The organism is Rhodococcus sp. 21391 (assembly GCF_016772255.1).
Taxonomy (GTDB): domain Bacteria; phylum Actinomycetota; class Actinomycetes; order Mycobacteriales; family Mycobacteriaceae; genus Rhodococcus_F; species Rhodococcus_F opacus.
Genome location: NZ_CP063781.1, coordinates 3,971,664 through 3,989,219 on the forward strand (window position 1 = coordinate 3,971,664; position 17,556 = coordinate 3,989,219).

18 protein-coding genes and 1 pseudogene are annotated in these 17,556 nt (G+C 68.0%); 5 read left to right on the forward strand and 14 right to left on the reverse strand.

Annotated features, from left to right (window positions below):
• Positions 1–2: 2 nt before the first annotated feature.
• From GO592_RS18595 to GO592_RS18615, 5 genes are all read right to left on the reverse strand, one after another.
• Positions 3–470, reverse strand: a complete 468-nt coding sequence (locus GO592_RS18595) for an RDD family protein (RefSeq protein ID WP_005570983.1) — start codon at positions 468–470, stop codon at positions 3–5.
• Between the two features lie 52 nt (positions 471–522).
• Positions 523–1,380, reverse strand: a complete 858-nt coding sequence (locus GO592_RS18600) for a WXG100-like domain-containing protein (protein WP_007296633.1) — start codon at positions 1,378–1,380, stop codon at positions 523–525.
• The gene (locus GO592_RS18605) at positions 1,380–1,694 is read right to left on the reverse strand and encodes a WXG100 family type VII secretion target (protein ID WP_039950892.1); all 315 of its coding nucleotides are present in this window, start codon (positions 1,692–1,694) and stop codon (positions 1,380–1,382) included. The genes GO592_RS18600 and GO592_RS18605 overlap by 1 nt, the downstream gene beginning before the upstream one ends.
• Positions 1,691–2,194: a YbaB/EbfC family nucleoid-associated protein gene (locus GO592_RS18610; RefSeq protein ID WP_007296631.1), complete on the reverse strand. Its 504-nt coding sequence runs from the start codon at positions 2,192–2,194 to the stop codon at positions 1,691–1,693. Before GO592_RS18610 ends, GO592_RS18605 begins: the two co-directional genes overlap by 4 nt.
• 157 nt (positions 2,195–2,351) lie before the next feature.
• On the reverse strand, positions 2,352–3,734 hold the full coding sequence (locus tag GO592_RS18615) for a PspC domain-containing protein (RefSeq protein WP_420228093.1): 1,383 nt from the start codon (positions 3,732–3,734) through the stop codon (positions 2,352–2,354).
• 68 nt (positions 3,735–3,802) lie between these two features.
• Between GO592_RS18615 and GO592_RS18620 the strand changes: the two genes are divergently transcribed.
• Entirely contained in the window at positions 3,803–5,305 is a 1,503-nt protein-coding gene (locus GO592_RS18620; protein WP_082324890.1) for a PspC domain-containing protein, read from the forward strand.
• Entirely contained in the window at positions 5,298–5,525 is a 228-nt protein-coding gene (locus GO592_RS18625; protein ID WP_007296628.1) for a hypothetical protein, read from the forward strand. The genes GO592_RS18620 and GO592_RS18625 overlap by 8 nt, the downstream gene beginning before the upstream one ends.
• Positions 5,526–5,585: 60 nt before the next feature.
• On the opposite strand, the gene guaA is transcribed toward GO592_RS18625, so the two are convergent.
• The 4 genes from guaA to guaB all read right to left on the reverse strand — a co-directional run bounded on the left by guaA (position 5,586) and on the right by guaB (position 11,871).
• Positions 5,586–7,157: a glutamine-hydrolyzing GMP synthase gene (gene guaA, locus GO592_RS18630; protein ID WP_005570997.1), complete on the reverse strand. Its 1,572-nt coding sequence runs from the start codon at positions 7,155–7,157 to the stop codon at positions 5,586–5,588.
• Positions 7,158–7,221: 64 nt separating this feature from the next.
• Entirely contained in the window at positions 7,222–8,964 is a 1,743-nt protein-coding gene (locus GO592_RS18635) for a GMC family oxidoreductase N-terminal domain-containing protein (RefSeq protein WP_005257140.1), read from the reverse strand.
• 210 nt (positions 8,965–9,174) lie between these two features.
• On the reverse strand, positions 9,175–10,314 hold the full coding sequence (locus GO592_RS18640) for a GuaB3 family IMP dehydrogenase-related protein (protein WP_005257142.1): 1,140 nt from the start codon (positions 10,312–10,314) through the stop codon (positions 9,175–9,177).
• 33 nt (positions 10,315–10,347) lie between these two features.
• The gene (gene guaB, locus GO592_RS18645; protein ID WP_005570999.1) at positions 10,348–11,871 is read right to left on the reverse strand and encodes an IMP dehydrogenase; all 1,524 of its coding nucleotides are present in this window, start codon (positions 11,869–11,871) and stop codon (positions 10,348–10,350) included.
• Positions 11,872–12,114: 243 nt separating this feature from the next.
• On the opposite strand from guaB, the gene GO592_RS18650 reads away from it, so the two are divergent.
• Positions 12,115–12,519, forward strand: coding sequence for a DUF5319 domain-containing protein (locus tag GO592_RS18650; protein WP_005239778.1), 405 nt, complete (start codon positions 12,115–12,117; stop codon positions 12,517–12,519).
• An 85-nt stretch (positions 12,520–12,604) separates the two neighbouring features.
• Here the strand turns inward: GO592_RS18650 and GO592_RS18655 are convergent, their stop codons facing one another.
• The 5 genes and pseudogenes from GO592_RS18655 to GO592_RS45890 all read right to left on the reverse strand — a co-directional run.
• Positions 12,605–13,609: an anti-sigma-D factor RsdA gene (locus tag GO592_RS18655; RefSeq protein WP_172650415.1), complete on the reverse strand. Its 1,005-nt coding sequence runs from the start codon at positions 13,607–13,609 to the stop codon at positions 12,605–12,607.
• Positions 13,593–14,171 (reverse strand): sigma-70 family RNA polymerase sigma factor, encoded by a 579-nt coding sequence (locus GO592_RS18660; RefSeq protein WP_005239770.1) that lies wholly within the window; start codon positions 14,169–14,171, stop codon positions 13,593–13,595. The genes GO592_RS18655 and GO592_RS18660 overlap by 17 nt, the downstream gene beginning before the upstream one ends.
• 160 nt (positions 14,172–14,331) lie before the next feature.
• Positions 14,332–15,165 (reverse strand): hypothetical protein, encoded by an 834-nt coding sequence (locus GO592_RS18665; RefSeq protein WP_007301244.1) that lies wholly within the window; start codon positions 15,163–15,165, stop codon positions 14,332–14,334.
• 34 nt (positions 15,166–15,199) lie between these two features.
• Positions 15,200–15,871 carry a hypothetical protein gene (locus GO592_RS18670; RefSeq protein ID WP_039953051.1) on the reverse strand — a complete coding sequence of 224 codons (672 nt, stop codon included), beginning with the start codon at positions 15,869–15,871 and terminating at the stop codon, positions 15,200–15,202.
• Positions 15,872–15,967: 96 nt separating this feature from the next.
• Positions 15,968–16,267 (reverse strand): annotated as a pseudogene (locus GO592_RS45890) (MerR family transcriptional regulator); the annotation flags it as partial.
• A gap of 197 nt (positions 16,268–16,464) precedes the next feature.
• Between GO592_RS45890 and GO592_RS18675 the strand changes: the two are divergent.
• Together GO592_RS18675 and GO592_RS18680 are read left to right on the forward strand one after the other, a co-directional pair.
• The gene (locus tag GO592_RS18675; protein ID WP_005239766.1) at positions 16,465–16,758 is read left to right on the forward strand and encodes a WhiB family transcriptional regulator; all 294 of its coding nucleotides are present in this window, start codon (positions 16,465–16,467) and stop codon (positions 16,756–16,758) included.
• Positions 16,759–16,923: 165 nt separating this feature from the next.
• Positions 16,924–17,556, forward strand: a complete 633-nt coding sequence (locus tag GO592_RS18680; RefSeq protein ID WP_007301246.1) for a sigma-70 family RNA polymerase sigma factor — start codon at positions 16,924–16,926, stop codon at positions 17,554–17,556.

Sequence of the window (17,556 nt, forward strand, 5' to 3'; positions counted from 1 at the left end):
CTCTAGGTGACGTGCAGGCGCCGGACGTCTCGGAGCCGAACGACCGGAGGAAACCAGTCGTCCTCCTCGTCACTGTCGCCACCCGCGCCGGAAAAGGCGACGAGAACGGTCGAGAATGCACCGATCACCCACCATTTCGTGAGGAAGCCGAACCTTGGCCACGATCCGTCGGACTTCAGGATGCACAGTCCACACAGTGCTTTCCCCGCCGTTGTATGGAACACCGATTGAAGAACGGTTCGGTGCACGAACGACACTGCAATCCAGGAGGACACTGCCGCAGCGAAAGACCACGGCGTGAGTTCCGGAAATGCCTCGCACACCGCCGACACCCCGATCGCCACGCCGATATGGAGGAGCCAGTCGATCGCGAAGGCGGTCGCCCGCCGCAGCCTGCGGGGCGAGGGGTAGCGGGGGTCACCGTGCACGCCGTGCCTGCTCGGTACGCCCCGGCGTGAATCCACCGTCATGTCGGTCTCACCGTCATGTCGGTCTCCCGGCGGAAGCTATGGCTGTCCCCGTTCACGGCAGACGCCCGTCGATCTCGTCGCGGGCACGCCGGACGTCGTCATCGAGTCCGGTCCGGTCCAGCATCTCGTCGACGACGGCGTCGCTGAACCTCGGTTTGCCGACGGTGTCCTCCTGCACGTAGGAGCCGAGCATGCCCCCGAACTGAGAACGAGGGTCGGTGAGCTTCAACCCGAACGCACCGTTGACCGCCCCCTTCACGCCTCCCTCAACCGCACCCTTGCCGCCCGCTTCGGCGACGTTGCCCCAGTCCATGCTGTCGCGCCGCCCGTGTTCCTTCTCGTACCACTGCAGGCCGGCTTCCAACGTCGCCTGCATGGCCGCCGTCCCTGCCGCGCCCTTCAGAGCGCCCACGGCGGCGCGGGTGAGGATCGAGGTGATCAGCTGCCGGATGATCATTCGGACGGTGACCTGTGTGGCCGCTTCCGCCGCGAATGCGGCCGGGCTCGCCGCACCGAACGTCATCGCGCTGGCCGCGGCTACCGCGACGAGTTCGGCCGCGAGCGCCACCAGCGCCGCGATGATCGACAGTTTCGCGACCCGGACGTCGTCGGCCGACCAGTCGAGGGTGTCGCCGAGTTCGTGGAGCAACCCCGACAACTCGCGTAGCGCCCCGTCCGCACCGATCCGCGCCCATTGCTGCGCCATCGCGGTGTCGACGTCACCACTGACCCCGGACATCGCCGACCGCATGGCGGCGTCGGCCTCCTCGATGATGTCGTCGAGCGAGGCTCCGGCGTCCTTCCACCCCTGCCCGAGCCGCTCCATCGCCGTTTCGTCCGCGTCGGGCCAGTCCGCCCCGACCACCTTCTCCGCCAGCCACCGGACACTGCCCGGAACCTCGATGCCCATCAGAACAGCCCGGCGAGGCTGGATGCGGTGCCGCGGTCGGTGTCGTCGAACGAGTCGGCGGTGCTCCTGAGCCTGGATCCGAGCGCGGCGAGCGCCCCGGCCGCGAACCCCAGCGACCGCCCGGCCACGTCCGCCGACGCCTGATACCCGCTCGCGAACGTCGTCCCGGTCTCGTCGCCGCCCCAGCACTCCCCCTCGGCCTCGAGGGTCGAATGCAGTGCGGCGGCGACCTCCGCCATCCGCTGCGAGAGCGCCTCGAATCGGGGCGCGACGCTGCGCAGATGCGCCGGGTCCACCCACAGTTGCGCGCTCACTGCCATCCGTCCCGCAGGACCGGCCGATTCCACCGCGGGTCGTCGGGATTATCCGGGTCCGGTTCCCGATCGGACGGGACGCCGCCGACGTCGGGTTCGAGGCGCGGGAGGAAGTCCCGCACGCTCGGAGCACCGGGAACGAGGTCCGGCAGATCCGGCAGGGTCTCGGTCGCGGACACGATCGATCCCATGATGCGCATCGACTCGGTGTGCGCGGCCTCCCCCGCCCGCCGGGCGGCTTCGGTCATCGCACGCCCCAGCGACTCGGGAGTCGACCGCCGGAACGCGTCGGGGGCGAGGTGCACGTCCACTACGCCGCCCACCGAGTTCACCACCACCTGCACCAGTCCGTCGGCCGACGCCCCACTCACCCGCAGCTGCGCCACCTGCTGCTGAGCGGCATGCAGATCCTGCGTCTGCCGGTCGAGCGTGGCCAGCATCGAATCGATCTGATTCTGCAACTCGTGCTCGCGCACGCACAGACCCTCACGGTCGAACATGAAATCCCCCCTTGACATCTCGCGCGTCTCACCCCGCCACAGCAGGATGCGACAACACGACCCCCACAGTCGTGTCGCCGGCGAACATTACCCCCTCACCGGGACAGCATGCGAGCAGACACCGCGCACCAGTGCGCCGACACGGCGAAAGTGGTGCTCACGCACCCTGACTGAACGGCACGTCCTCGACGCCGGCAGCATCCGAGTCCTCGGAAGCGCCCGCTGCCGCCCACGTCCGGCCGTTCCGCGGCATGTGGATTCGCACCTCGGTGCCCTTGCCGGGTGCGGACCGCACGTCGACGTGCCCGCCTCGCCGCTCGATCCGTCCACGGATCGACTTCGCGAGGCCCTGACGGTCCGGGGACACCTCGTCGACGTCGAATCCGACGCCGCGGTCCCGGACGAACACGCTGACCTGTTCGCGCTCCGCTTCGGCGAACAGGTTGATGTCCGTCTCCCCGGAATGCTTGGCCGCGTTGACCAGAGCCTCCCGCGTCGCACCCAGCACCGCCGTGAAACTCTCCTTCGACAGACCCTCGCCCGTGTCGTCGACGTCGAGCGCCACATCGCCGACCGTCACCGGCCGCACCGTGACGCCGTGGTGGTCCTCCACCTCGCCCGCGATGATGCGCAACGCCTCCGCGAGACTCGAATGGTCGGCGTCTCCCCCACCGAACAACCACTTCCGCAGTTCCCGTTCCTGCCCCCGGGCCAGCCGCGCGACCTCCTGCGGATGGTCGGCCTGCTTCTGGATCAGCGCCAGGGTCTGCAGGACGGAGTCGTGCAGGTGGGACGCGATCTCCTCACGCTCGTCATTGCGGATCCTGGCGGCACGCTCCGCGCCCAGCGCGCGCCACAGTCGCAACCACAGGGGCACGGTCAGCAACCCGGCGCCGACCAGGGTGACCACCACCGCCAGCAACGACGAACGCAGCGCAGCGAGATCGACCTGCGCGAGGATCACCACACCGAGACCCGACACGATCAACGTCACGCCGCCGAGGACCCGCGCCCAGGTGAGGACGGTGGGACGCTGCGGTAGCCCGATGACGGTGCGCGGGCCCTCCGAATCGAATTCGCGCCACACCAGGGCCGCGCCGACCGCCACCACGATGATCGGCGCGATCACCGAACCGACGCGGCCACTGAACAACCACGACAGCGCGGACGCACCGGCCAGGCCGATCGCGATCAGTCCGTACGCTCTCCGTCGCTCGGACGCACTGGGCTTCTCGGTGTCGGAACCTGCGGCCGTGAAGATCCACAACAGTCCGTAGGCGACGATGCCCGCACCGGCGAGCGCGGCGAGACAGGCGAACGCCACCCGCACCTTCATCACGTCGACACCCAGCTGATCGGCGATACCACCCGCGACGCCGCCGACGATGCGACCACCGGTCCGGCGTTCGAGCCGCGGCAGGGGGATGCCGCCGGACGGGACAGGCGCGGTCACGGCGCCCGCGTACTGGGCGCCGCCCGCGGACGTGTTCGACACAGGGTGCACATCTTCGATACTGGCACGATCCCCGGGCTGCGGCATCAGGGTCCAACCCTGACTTCGGCACGCGTTCCAGCCCACCCCGGCCGGAAAGATCAGGGTAGTTCCCGATGTACGCGCGCCGCGCCGACCGGAACGATGGTCGTATGAGCAATGGGAGCTTCCAAGAGCAGATACAGGATCTGTGGCGGACCCGACCGGTGCGGTTGCCGGGCCGTGGTCACGTCGCCGGTGTCTGTGCGGGAATCGGCTACCGCTACGGCGTCGATCCCGTACTGATACGAGTCGCCTTCGTCGTGTCCACCATCTTCGGTGGCGCCGGTGTGCTCCTCTACCTGGCGTGCTGGCTCGCCCTCACGAAGTCGGGCGACCCGGCATCACCCGCGGAGTCGCTGGTGGGACGCGGTCACAGCTCCGACTCGGGCACCAAGACCATCGTCCTTCTCGTCGCACTGGCCATCGCACTGACCACCGTCGGCCCGTTCGGTGTCGGCCTCGGCGGCTCCGGGCTGATCAGCATGGCGCTGATGCTCGGCGGCCTGTGGTTGCTGTACCAGCGGCAGCCGATACCACCGCCGTTGCCCGCCGGAGCAGTTGCCCCGGGTGTCGGGACCGGTTATCCCGGGACGAGTTTCGCGCCAGGTCAGTTCGGCGCCAACCCGTTCGGCCCGGGCACGTACGGTCCGAGTGCCTACGGTCCGGGTGCGTACGGTCCGGGTGCGTACGGTCCGGGTGCGTACGGTCCGTACACGAAGCTTCCCGACTCCTACACGCCGAGCACACCTCCCACCTCGGACGACAAGCCGGCCGACGCGCCCACCGAGGCACTGAATCCCGAAACCGCTGCCGCCAAATCCGATCCGGTGTCGTTCGAGAAGTCCCCGACCCCCGGTCCGCAGGTCGACGCACCCTCGGCCCCGTTCGCGCCGCTCGAACCGCGACCGCCGGCGTGGGATCCGCTCGGTGTCGCCCCGTTCGCGTGGGACCTGCCCGAGCCGGCCAGGACCACCACTCCCGCAGTCCAACCGGAGCGCACCCACTCCCGTCTGACCACCATGGTGATCGGGTTGGCCATCCTGGCGGCCGCGGCGGCGACGGCATTGTCGGTCGCCACCGGATCCGACTGGCTGAACCCCGGTCGCATCGGCGCCGTCGCGCTGGCCGTCATCGGAGTGGGGCTGCTGATCGGCGGATTCCTGCGCAAGGGCTACGGCCTTCTCGTCGTCGCAGGTCCCCTGATCGGTTTCGTGATCCTCGCCTCGATCGTCGGGTCCCTCGACCTGAACAGCGAGAACATGGGCGACCGGACCTGGAACCCGACGACAGCGGCCGCCATCGAGCCCGCCTACTCCGGTGGATTCGGCAGCTTCACGCTCGACCTCCGGAACGTCACTCTCACCGAGGACAAGACGGTCGACGTCAGCGGGCAGTTCGGTGAGGTCGTGGTGCTCCTGCCGCCCGGCATGAACGTCGAGAACCACTGCACCGCCCAGTTCGGCGACGTGCAGTGCCTCCCCGACGGTCTCGACGGTGGCGTCGACGGCACGGACGGCCCCGTCCTGAACCTCAATGCAGATGTCCAGTTCGGAAGTGTGGAGGTGCGCCGTGGATGACATCGACGACACTCAGGACAGCGCGCAGACCGGGACGCGCAAGCGCCCGTCGCCGCTCCTACTCCTCGCAGGATTGGCAGCACTCCTGGTGAGCGGCTGGGCGCTCACGGGGCCGTTCTCGCTGGAACCGCTCGCGAACGTCGAGTTCCGCTGGCTGTTCGTGGTGGTCGCGGTGCTGGTAGGCGTGGTGCTCGTGTTCGCCCCGAACCGGCGGCGATAGGGGCGCAAGCGCATGTGCGCGGTGAGCGAGTCCTCGGACTCGCTCACCGCGCACAGTGCGTCACTCCCACTCGATGGTGCCCGGCGGCTTGCTCGTGATGTCCAGGACGACACGGTTGACGTCGTGCACCTCGTTGGTGATCCGGGTGGAGATCCGCTCGAGAACGTCGTAGGGCAGTCGCGTCCAGTCCGCCGTCATCGCGTCCTCGCTGGACACCGGGCGGAGCACGATCGGGTGACCGTAGGTGCGTCCGTCACCCTGCACGCCGACGCTGCGGACGTCGGCGAGCAGCACCACCGGGCACTGCCAGATCTGACCGTCGAGCCCGGCGGCCGTCAGCTCTTCGCGCGCAATGGAATCCGCGTGACGCAGGATATCGAGCCGCTCCTGGGTGACCTCGCCGATGATGCGGATGCCGAGCCCGGGACCGGGGAACGGCTGGCGTCCCACGATTTCCTCGGGCAGACCCAGCTCGCGTCCCACCGCCCGGACCTCGTCCTTGAACAGTAGGCGGAGTGGTTCCACGAGCGTGAACTGCAGGTCTTCCGGCAGTCCGCCGACGTTGTGGTGGCTCTTGATGTTGGCCGTGCCGGTACCGCCGCCGGATTCCACGACGTCCGGGTACAGCGTGCCCTGCACAAGGAATTCGACCGTGTCGCCGTGTGCGGCGTTCTCGCCCAGCACGTCACTGACCGCACCCTCGAAGCTGCGGATGAACTCGCGGCCGATGATCTTGCGCTTGGTCTCCGGGTCGGACACCCCGGCCAGCTCACCGATGAAGGTGTCGGCGGCGTCGACCGTGATCAGCTTGGCGCCGGTGGCGGCAACGAAATCCTGTTCGACCTGGGCACGCTCCCCCGCACGCATCAGACCGTGGTCGACGAACACACACGTGAGGTTGTCGCCGATCGCGCGCTGCACGAGCGCCGCCGCGACAGCGGAGTCGACACCGCCCGAAAGTCCGCAGATCGCCTTGCCGTCGCCGACCTGCTCGCGGACCTGCTCGACGAGGGCGTCGGCGATGTTCGCGGCCGTCCATGCGGGAGGAATGCCTGCGATCTCGTGGAGGAACCGGCTGAGCACCTGCTGGCCGTGCGGCGAGTGCAGCACCTCCGGGTGGTACTGCACACCGGCGAGCTTGCGGGCCCGGTCCTCGAACGCGGCGACGGGTGCGCCCTCGCTGGTGGCCGTCACCTCGAAGCCCGCCGGGGCCTCGGTGACCGCGTCGCCGTGACTCATCCACACGGGCTGGCTGGACGGAAGCCCCTCGTGCAGCAGACCACCCTGCACCTTCAGGTCGGTGCGCCCGTACTCACGGGTGCCGGTGTGCGCCACCGTCCCGCCGAGCGCGCCGGCCATGGCCTGGAATCCGTAGCAGATGCCGAACACCGGAATGTCCAGATCGAACAGTGCCGGATCGAGCTGGGGCGCCCCGTCTGCGTAGACACTCGACGGCCCGCCCGACAGCACCACGGCGAGGGGATTCTTGGCCGCGATCTCCTCGACGGTCGCGGTGTGCGGAACCACCTCGGAATAGACCTTGGCCTCACGCACCCGTCGGGCAATCAGCTGCGCGTACTGCGCGCCGAAGTCGACGACGAGGACCGGTCTCTGTTGCTCGATATCTGCCACCGGGTCAGTCTAATCGGCGCAGCTCTGTGGTCTGCGCGACCCCATGACCCGGCCCTCTCGGGTCCTATGCAACGCCGTGCTTCTGCGTGTCGGGCACCACAGAGCTGTTGCGGATCTCGACGATCGGCAGCACCAGTGCGGCGGGCGCCCCCTCCGGGACGACCGGGGCGACCGGAGCGACCGGGTTCAGGCGCCGGTATCCCTCGCCCTGCGCCGGCCGCTGATCCTTCTCGCCCTTGTTCGGCCACAGCGAAGCCGCACGCTCGGCCTGCGCCGAGATCGTCAGCGACGGGTTGACGCCCAGGTTCGCGGACACGGCCGAACCGTCGACCACGCTCAGCGTCGGGTAACCCCACACGCGGTGGTAGGGGTCGATGACGCCCTTCGACGGTTCCGACGCGATCGTGCAGCCGCCGAGGAAGTGCGCGGTGAGCGGGATGTTGAACACGTCTCCCCAGGTGCCGCCCGCGCGGCCGTCGATCTTCTCCGCGATCCGGCGGGTCGCCTCGTTACCCGCCGGGATCCAGCTGGGGTTCGGCTGGCCGTGGCCCTGCTTGCTGGTGACCTTGCGCCGACCGAACAGGCCCTTCTTCGTGTACGTGGTGATGGAGTTGTCAAGGTTCTGCATCACGAGGGCGATGATGGTGCGCTCGCTCCACTTGTACGGGGTGAGGACCTTCAGAGCCGTCGGATCCTTCGCCAGTTCCTTGAGGAACGTCACCCACCTCCTGCCGCCGCCGTCGGTCAGCAGCGTCTGCAGCAGGGCCATCGAGTTCGACCCCTTGCCGTAGCGCACCGGCTCGACGTGGGTGTCAGACGTCGGGTGGAAGGACGACGTGATGGCGACGCCCTTCGTGAGCTCGAGCGCGGGGTCCACCTTGTTCTTGGCGGCGCCGAGGATCGACTCCGAATTGGTGCGGGTGAGTACCCCCAGGCGGTCGGAGATCTTGGGCAGCGCGCCCGTCTCCTTCTGGTCGAACAGCAGATGCTGAGTGCCCCACGTGCCCGCGGCCAGGACGACGTTCGCGGCCGTGTACGTCTTGCGGTTCCGGTTCTTGCGCGGCCCGCTGCGCCGGGTGAAGACGTCCCAGGTGCCGTCGGATGCCTCGCGCAGACCGGTGACCGTCGTCATCGGGATGATCTCGGCACCGGCCTTCTCTGCGAGGCCCAGGTAGTTCTTGAGCAGGGTGTTCTTGGCGCCGTGCCGGCATCCGGTCATGCATTCGCCGCATTCGATGCACCCGGTGCGGTCGGGGCCGACGCCACCGAAGTACGGGTCGGGCACGGTCTTTCCCGCTTCACCGAAGAAGACACCGACCGGGGTCTGGATGAACGTGTCGCCCACGCCCATGTCCTCCGCGACCGACTTGATGATCTCGTCGGCGGGGGTCATGTGCGGGTTCTGGACCACGCCCAGCATCTTGCGGGCCTGCTCGTAGTACGGCGTGAGCTCGTCGTGCCAGTCGGTGATGTGCGACCACTGCTTGTCCTGGAAGAAGGAGGCAGGGGGCTTGTAGAGCGTGTTCGCGTAGTTGAGCGAACCGCCACCGACGCCGGCCCCGGCGAGAATGAGGCAGTCGCGCAGCAGGTGGACGCGCTGGATGCCGAAGAAACCGAGAGCGGGCGCCCACAGGAACTTCTTGAGATCCCAGCTGGTCTTCGCGAAGTCCGCGTCGGCGTAGCGACGGCCCGCCTCGAGGATGCCGACCTTGTAGCCCTTCTCGACCAATCGGAGCGCGGTGACACTGCCACCGAATCCGGAACCGACGATGAGGACGTCGTACTCCGTTGCGCGCTGCTTGCTCATCACTCGACCTCCAACGACACCTGAGTTATTACTCGCCAGTATGCACCCCGCGGCTGTGACAGCTGCCACAAGGGTCACCTAACTGTAACGAGAGGTATCAGGAACGGTCGCGATACCCGCAAACGCACGTCGCCCGATGCCTCACCAGTGCAGTTGAACTGCACCGATGTGACATCGGGCGACGGGAGAAAGCAGTGACGGACGGACGCCTCAGGCGCGGACCGTCAGGCCCACCTTCTGGAATTCCTTCAGATCCGAGTACCCCGATTTCGCCATCGAGCGGCGCAGCCCGCCGACGAAGTTCAGCGAACCGAACGGGTCGTCGGACGGACCCGTGAGGACCCGGTCGAGCGACGGACGGTCACCGAACGAGACCGGCAGCATCGTGCCGCGCGGAACCGAGGGGTGCGCCGCGGCCGACGGCCAGTACCAGCCGCCGCCGGGAGCTTCCGCGGCAACGGCCAGCGGTGCGCCCAGGACTGCGGCGTCCGCGCCACAGGCAATCGCCTTGGCGAGGTCGCCCGAGGACGTGATGTCGCCGTCCGCAATCACGTGGACGTAGCGTCCACCCGTCTCGTCGAGGTAGTCGCGGCGGGCAGCAGCGGCGTCGGCGATGGCCGTCGCCATCGGAAGACCGATGCCCAGCACCTCACCGGTGGTCGTGGCACCCTCGGTGGAGCCGTATCCGACGATCACACCGGCCGCGCCCGTGCGCATCAGGTGCAGTGCGGTGCGGTGATCGCTCACCCCACCGGCCACCACGGGGACGTCGAGCTCGGAGATGAACGTCTTGAGGTTCAGCGGCTCGCTGTCGCCGTGCGCGACGTGCTCGGCGGAGATGATCGTGCCGTGCACGACCAGCAGGTCGATGCCCGCCTCCAGCAACTGCGGGGTCAGCGCCCGGGCGTTCTGCGGGCTGACCCGCACCGCGGTCGTGACACCTGCATCGCGGACCTGGGCCACGGCAGCGGCCAGAAGTCCCGGCTGCAACGGCGCCGCGTGCAGTTCCTGCAGCTTCTTGATCGGCGCCTCGACGTCGACGTCCGACTCGGCCAGTGCGACGAGTTCGGCGAGCTTCGCCTCGACGTCCGCGTGCCGGCCCCACAGACCCTCACCGTTGATGACCCCGAGGCCACCACGCTTGCCGAGTTCGATCGCGAACGACGGCGAGACCAGCGCGTCGGTCGGATGCGCCAGCACCGGAATGTCGAACCGGTATGCGTCGAGCTGCCAGGACGTCGACACCTCCTTGGAGGAGCGGGTCCGGCGGGAGGGGACGATGTCGATGTCGTCCAGCTCATAGGTTCGTCGGGCTGTTCGGCCCATGCCGATCTCAACGAGGTCGCGCACGCGCGCCCCTTTCTCGTGAATCGTGACTGGTTGCTAGCGAGCGGTGTAGTTGGGAGCTTCGACCGTCATCGTGATGTCGTGCGGGTGGCTCTCCTTCAGACCCGCAGCCGTGATCTGCACGAACTGCGCGTTCTGCAGCTCCTCGATCGACGACGCTCCCGTGTAACCCATGGCGGCCCGCAGACCGCCCGTGAGCTGATGGGTGACCTGGGACAGCGGACCGCGGAACGCGACCCGGCCCTCGATCCCCTCCGGAACCAGCTTGTCCTCGGACAGCACGTCGTCCTGGAAGTAGCGGTCCTTGGAATACGACTTCGCGGCGCCACGGCTCTGCATCGCGCCGAGGGAACCCATGCCGCGGTAGCTCTTGTACTGCTTACCGTTGACCAGGATCAGCTCGCCCGGCGACTCCGCGGTGCCTGCGAGCAGCGAACCGAGCATGGCCGTCGACGCGCCTGCCGCCAGGGCCTTCGCGATGTCGCCGGAGAACTGCAGTCCACCGTCGGCGATCACCGGCACACCGTGCGGCTTGGCCGCGGCGACCGCTTCGAGGATCGCCGTGATCTGCGGGGCGCCGACACCGGCGATGACACGGGTGGTGCAGATGGAGCCGGGGCCCACACCGACCTTCACCGCGTCCACACCGGCTTCGATGAGAGCGGCCGCACCACTGCGGGTGGCGACGTTGCCGCCGATGATCTGCACACGCTCGTCGACCTCTGCCTTGAGCTTCGAGATCATGTCCAGCACGCCGGCCGAGTGACCGTGGGCGCTGTCGACGACGAGCACGTCCACCCCGGCGTCGGTGAGGGCCATTGCGCGGCTCCACGCCTCGTCGCCCACACCCACGGCGGCGCCGACGAGGAGCCGGCCGTCGCGGTCCTTGGTGGCGTCCGGGTGCTGCTCGGTCTTCACGAAGTCCTTGACCGTGATGAGGCCCGTGAGCTTGCCCTGACCGTCCACGATCGGCAGCTTCTCGATCTTGTGGCGGCGGAGCAGGCCCAGCGCCACCTCCGCGGTCACACCCTCCTGGGCGGTGATCAGCGGGGCCTTCGTCATGACCTCGGACACGGCGCGGTTCTGATCGACCTCGAAGCGCATGTCGCGGTTGGTGATGATGCCGACAAGCTGCCCGGCCTCGTCGGTCACCGGAAGTCCGGAAATCCGGAAGCGGGCGCACTTGGCGTCGACCTCGGCGAGGGTGTCCGACGGCTTGCAGGTGACCGGGTCGGTGACCATTCCTGCCTCGGACCGCTTGACCGTCTCCACCTGCCCGGCCTGCGCCTCGACCGACAGGTTGCGATGCAGGACGCCCATCCCACCGGCGCGGGCCATGGCGATGGCCATCCGCGCCTCGGTGACGGTGTCCATCGCGGAGCTGACGAGCGGCACTCGCAGCCGGATGTCCCTGGTCAGCTGGCTGGACGTGTCGACCTGGCCGGGGATGACATTCGACGCCGCCGGCAAGAGCAGGACGTCGTCGTACGTAAGACCCAGCATCGCGACCTTGTTCGGGTCGTCACCGCCGGTGTGTACATGCCCTGCTGAACTTGTCATGCGGTTCGGGCCCTCCATGGAACATAGGTGCGGCGCCGGTGGCGCCGTCTGTGGACATTCAGATCTTCGATCTGGTGGAAACTTTCGGGAACACGGATACAAGAAAAAGGCCGGAGCGACGATCGATATTCCCAGCTCCACAAACCATGATATCGGCTCGACGCGATCACCACGGAGCCCACCCACGCTGGGCGTACGCCGAACGGCTGGCGCAGACCGGGCTGACCTGCGTACCGTGGTGCTGTGCGCGATCAACTGCCTCCAGGTCTGCCCCCGGACCCCTTCGCCGGCGACCCCGCCGACCCGTCCGCAGCTCTCGATGCGATCGAACCGGGCCAGCCACTCGACCCCCACGAGCGTCTCGCCGTGGAGGAAGATCTGGCCGACCTCGCCGTGTACGAGGCGCTGCTGGCGCATCGCGGGATCCGCGGTCTCGTCGTCTGCTGCGAAGACTGCCAGCAAGATCACTACCACGATTGGGACATGCTCCGTGCCAATCTCCTCCAGCTTCTGGTCGACGGCACCGTGCGCCCGCACGAGCCCGCCTACGACCCGACACCCGAGGCATACGTCACCTGGGATTACTGCCGCGGCTACGCGGACGCCTCGATGAACGACGCTCTGCACGGCGACGGTTTCGACGCCTGATCCGGCACAACCCGGTACAGACCACTGTGGCCCGACACGCGAAGTGTCGGGCCACAGTGGTCTGTGCGGAAGGTCCGCCGAACCGCTAGCTGGTGGGCGGCGGCACCGGGACCGGGGTCGTGGTGGTGGGTAGCGGCACCGTCGAAGGCTGCTGGGTGGATGGCTCCGTCGCCGGAATGTCCGAGGGCAGCGTCGGAACCAACATGATCGTGGGATCCGGGCTCGTGGACGGCAACGTCTCGGGCGGAGGCGGCAGCGTGGGCAGCTGCGGCAGCGGAATGGGCGGCAGTCCCGGAATCTGCAGATCCGTGGGCAGGGTTCCCGGCAACTGCTCGACTCCCGGCGCGGTCGTGGAACCGGGTGTCCCCGGCACCGTGGCCGGCAGTTCGGTGGTCTGTGTCGGCGCGTCGGTGGTGGTGGTACCGGGCGTCGTCGCCGCGGGCGGCGTGGTGGGAGCGATCTTCTCGACCTCCGCGGCGAGCTTCGCACGCCACACGTCGAGTTCGTTGCGCAGGTCGGCGTCGAGCACCCCGCCGGAACGGCCTGCGGCGCCCTCGAGCAGGTTCTTCGCCGCCTCCGCGTCGCCCGCGGCGATCAGCCGCTCGGCCTCCTGCAGCTGCGACGTGGTGTCGATCTGCGCGACGGTCGAATCGGCCTGCTGGCTGAACACGACCGACTTGACACTCCACAGCGGATCGCCGGGTGCGGCGTTGTACGAGAAGATGGTGGCGCCACCCATGACGACCGCGATCGCGGCGGCAGCGCCGGCGATGGGTCGCAACAAGCGGAGCTTGCCGCGGGCAGCGCTGCGTGCGGAACGGGCGTCCGAGGCGTCGATCGCCGCGATCACGTCGTCGAGCAGCGGCCCGGTCGGCATCGGCGTCGCCACGATGTCGGCGCGCCAATTGGTCAGCAGAAGCGCGAGCTCGTACTGCTCCGGCGAATCCGTCGCGACAGGACCGCCACCGGCGATCGCGTCGATCAAAGCGTCGTCGCGGCGCACTGCCGCGACGTCCACCGGTGCGTCGTCTCCTGGGAGATCGGCATCGGGATTGCCGTTGCGCTTGATGCCCCTAGCCAAACCTCTCACCTGCCCTCGTCACTTCTTTTTTCAGTTTCGCGATGGCTCGGTGTTGAGCCACGCGGACAGCTCCCGCAGTACTACCCACGGCCGCGGCCGTCTCCTCGGCTGACATACCGACCACGAGGCGGAGGATCAAGATCTCCCGGTGCTTTTCCGGCAGCGTGCTCAGCAGTTCGTTCATCTGCCTGCTCGCTTCCGAGTCCAGCGCCCTCTGTTCGGGTCCGTCATCGTTAGCTACGACATCCGGTACTTCGGCGACGGGCTCCGACTTGTTACGGGCGGAGTTCCGATGCGCGTCGGCAACCTTGTGCGCGGCGATCCCGTAGACGAATGCCATGAACGGGCGGCCTTGATCCTCGTAGCGAGGTAAGGCCGTCATCACGGCGAGGCACACTTCTTGTGCCACGTCGTCCGCGGAGAGTTGTCCCCTCTCCGCAGCACCGACCCTGGCTCTGCAGTAACGCACAACCAAGGGCCGAATGTTTTCCAGGACCAGAGCTAAAGCGGCCCGGTCACCCTGCGTTGCAGCGGCGACGGCGGAGTCCAACTCCTCGCTCGTATTAGTCATCGTTGCTGAATATCCTGGCGTTACAGTGGCACCTCCCCCGATGGGTGTGCTCCCGCTCTCAGCGGAACACTCCAAGAGTAACGGTGCGGACCGAACGGTATTCGCCCGGATTCGCAGCGATTCGCGCGCAACCCGCCGGGACGGGTCCCGACCAGCGGAGTCAGATTCGGAAGCGCCCACCTCGCGCCCTGATGACGGCTTCGCACTCCGCACGCACGGTCTCCGCACGTGAGTCGGATGTCACACCACTCAGCAACATCGCAGCTGCCCACTTCAGAGGTATCAAGCCGTGCCGATCGCACCGGTCGAGCACATCCGCGGCAAGCCGTGCCGCCGGACCCGAATCGGGCTCCCCTGTCATCGACGCGCTCCGCAGCAGATCCGATTTGACGTGGTGCCGCACAGATCCGGCAGCCTCCGAAATTTCCGCTGCGGTCTCGGCGTGGCGGCGCGCCGAGGCGAAGTCTCCGCCCGCGAGAAACAACTCGGCGCTCACCCAGTGCCTGCGGACGCGCTGTCGCCACAGTTCGCCGGGAGCACGCTCGTCGAGGTATTCGGAGCACCTGTCGAGCAGCCGCCGGCCCAGTGCCAGCCGGCCGCACCCCAACGCGTCGGCCGCCAGCCCCGTCATCGCGTCGCACCGCGCTTCGTGAACGAGGACGTCGTCGCCGTCGCCGGGACCCGTCCCGACGACGGCGAGAGCCCGGCCGTCGAACCCGGACGCCACACCGTGCCAGCCGAGCTGCCTCAGCAACGACGCCTGCGTGCTCCAGGCGAGTGAGGCGACCGCGGGTTCGGCCACCTCTCCGCGCGTCAGTGCGTCCAGCTCAGCGCGGGATCGGGCGTAGTGCCCCCGGGCGCCCCACGCCACCGCTCGCATCCAGCGCTCGACGGGAACGTCGGACACCGATAGCGGGCACGCGCCCGGATCGGCGCCGAAAGCCGCGCGGATCCACGAATTCGTGGGGTCGGACCGGAGAGTGGAGTCGGGCACGCCCAGATCATCGCATCGTCCGGCCGCTCTGCGGTCAGGTGACCGCGGTGACGGCGTCCACGGCCTCGTCCAGCATGCCCAGCACCGCTATCGACCGTGGAAGTGACTGCGTCCGGCATCCGGGGCCGCCCGCGAGCATCGTCAGCCCGGTGCGCCGCCGGCGGATCGCCCGCAGGAGAGACGGGAGGGCGCATCCGGCGGCGGGCAACCACAGGACGATCACGTCCGGCTCGGCGTTGGTCACGGAGGCGAGGAGCGCCGACCGGCACAGTGGCAGCGCCATCCGCGTGTCCACCGAGGCAGTGGCCAGGGCGGCGCCAAGTGCCCGGAATTCGAGGCCGTACGGATCGGCGGGAACCGTGTCCTGCGAGTCCGCAGGCACGTGCACGAGCAGGACACGGCCACCGCCACCGATCGGCGCGTCCAGCGTCATCGTGGACAGAATCCCTGCGACGCATTCGGCGAAGACGCGGACACTCGCAGCGGCGGCGTCCGAATTCCTGCCCTCGTCCGCCCATTCGAGCACCGGAACGACCAGGGTCGTCCACATGGAGCTGAATCCCCGCTCCGCGACGGCCCGCACGATGATCCGCCGGATGGTCACGACGTCTCGCGCCAGCAGCGCACCCGATAAATTCCGGACGGACGCCTCGGCGCCACCGAGGCCGGAAAAAGGTGACAAAAGGTTCGACGGGTCTGTTTTCATCCCGTTCACCGAGTTGTCACCCAGATTTTTCACACCCGGTCGGCGGTCGCTTTCTGACGAATACGTAGCCATTGCGTTAATCGCATATCTCGCGGCCTCCGCGGAGTTTGCACCACCGTCCAGCGCATGTTGCATGCATTCGAGCCGGGCGACGTCGCGCGGCGTGTACCGCCGGTGACTTCCCTGCACGTGAACGGAGGGCCCGATGCCGTATCTGCGGTCCCAGGTGCGGAGCGTCGACGGAGCCACCCCGAGCTTTCTGGCCAGGGCCGATACCGAGATCGTGGGTCCCTCGTCCGGGGATCCGGAAGAAGGCTGGGTTTCTGGCTCCGCGGGCTGGGGCACCCGGACATCGTTACCCGCGACCCGGGGTCTTTCAACCCGAAACGGAATCACGGAACCGCGGGAAAGTAAATATTTTCCAGGTTAACTTTCAGTTCGTGGGATATGTAAATCGCCACTGTGAACAACTATTGACGCGATTTCACAACCGACTCTACGGTTAGCGACGTGAATGATTCAGTGGCTTGAACGTACCTACGAGCCCACGGTCCGCTCGTCGCCCGAGGCGAGCTTGCAGCTAAGGAGTCCACATGCCTGCACCCAACCACCTGCCCGGCCCGAACGCCGATATCTGGGATTGGCAGATGCACGGACTGTGCCGCGGGGTCGACTCCTCGATGTTCTTCCATCCCGACGGAGAGCGTGGCCGAGCTCGTGCGCAGCGAGAGACCCGGGCCAAGGAAATGTGCAGACGCTGCCCGGTCCTCGCCCAGTGCCGCAATCACGCCCTGAGCGTGTCCGAACCGTACGGGATCTGGGGCGGAATGTCCGAGACGGAACGCGAGATGCACGCCCGGCACAGACGCGGCCGGATAGCGGTCTGACCGCTCGACCACACTCACTGGGGAACCCTCGTCGCCGCACGGGGGTTCCTCTCGTCACATCGGCACCCTCCCACCCATCCACCGCGACGCGGTCTCCGAATGCCTACCGGCTGGAGGAGATGAGTGGATGTGCACGCTACCGTGGTTCTCGATGAACCGAGACGAGTGCCGGTGACGAACCCCGAGGGCAACACTCCGGCAGAAGACGTGTGTTCGGCGGACGCAGCCGGGGCACACGGGGCCCGGACCACCGAATCCGCGGAACTGTACGAGACCATGGCCCGCGTCGCGAACGGGGACGCCGACGCTTTCGCCGAACTCTACGACCGGACGAGCGCCCGGGTCCACGGCATGGCCCTGCGGGTCCTGCGGGATCCCGGGTACGCAGAGGAGACGACGCAGGAAGTCTTCCTCCAGGCGTGGCGCACCGCGTCCAACTTCGATCCGGCCCGCGGTTCCGTCCTGTCCTGGCTGATGACGCTCGCGCACCGCCGTGCGGTCGACCGCGTGCGGTCCGAGCAGGCCGGCACCGACCGCGAGGCGCTCTACGAGACCACCAACATCGCAGGGCCGTTCGACCACGTCACCGAGGAGGTGACCCGCCGGCTCGAGCATCAATCGGTGCTCGCCTGCCTCGACTCGCTCACGGACACCCAACGTGAGTCCGTCGCGATGGCGTACTACGACGGCCGCACCTATCGAGAGGTCGCCTCCCAGCTGGGGGTCGCCCTGTCCACGGTGAAGACGCGCATCCGTGACGGATTGACGCGTCTTCGCGGGTGCCTGGGAGGTCTGTGA

Bases quoted from the DNA above. Each gene is read 5' to 3' on its own strand.
- guaB (WP_005570999.1), bottom strand. From the start codon at position 11,871: ATGACAAGTTCAGCAGGGCATGTACACACCGGCGGTGACGACCCGAAC.
- GO592_RS18670 (WP_039953051.1), bottom strand. From the start codon at position 15,871: ATGAAAACAGACCCGTCGAACCTTTTGTCACCTTTTTCCGGCCTCGGT.
- GO592_RS18615 (WP_420228093.1), bottom strand. From the start codon at position 3,734: ATGCCGCAGCCCGGGGATCGTGCCAGTATCGAAGATGTGCACCCTGTG.
- GO592_RS18610 (WP_007296631.1), bottom strand. From the start codon at position 2,194: ATGTTCGACCGTGAGGGTCTGTGCGTGCGCGAGCACGAGTTGCAGAAT.
- GO592_RS18675 (WP_005239766.1), top strand. From the start codon at position 16,465: ATGCCTGCACCCAACCACCTGCCCGGCCCGAACGCCGATATCTGGGAT.
- GO592_RS18595 (WP_005570983.1), bottom strand. From the start codon at position 470: ATGACGGTGGATTCACGCCGGGGCGTACCGAGCAGGCACGGCGTGCAC.
- GO592_RS18600 (WP_007296633.1), bottom strand. From the start codon at position 1,380: ATGGGCATCGAGGTTCCGGGCAGTGTCCGGTGGCTGGCGGAGAAGGTG.
- GO592_RS18635 (WP_005257140.1), bottom strand. From the start codon at position 8,964: ATGAGCAAGCAGCGCGCAACGGAGTACGACGTCCTCATCGTCGGTTCC.
- GO592_RS18620 (WP_082324890.1), top strand. From the start codon at position 3,803: ATGTACGCGCGCCGCGCCGACCGGAACGATGGTCGTATGAGCAATGGG.
- GO592_RS18660 (WP_005239770.1), bottom strand. From the start codon at position 14,171: ATGACTAATACGAGCGAGGAGTTGGACTCCGCCGTCGCCGCTGCAACG.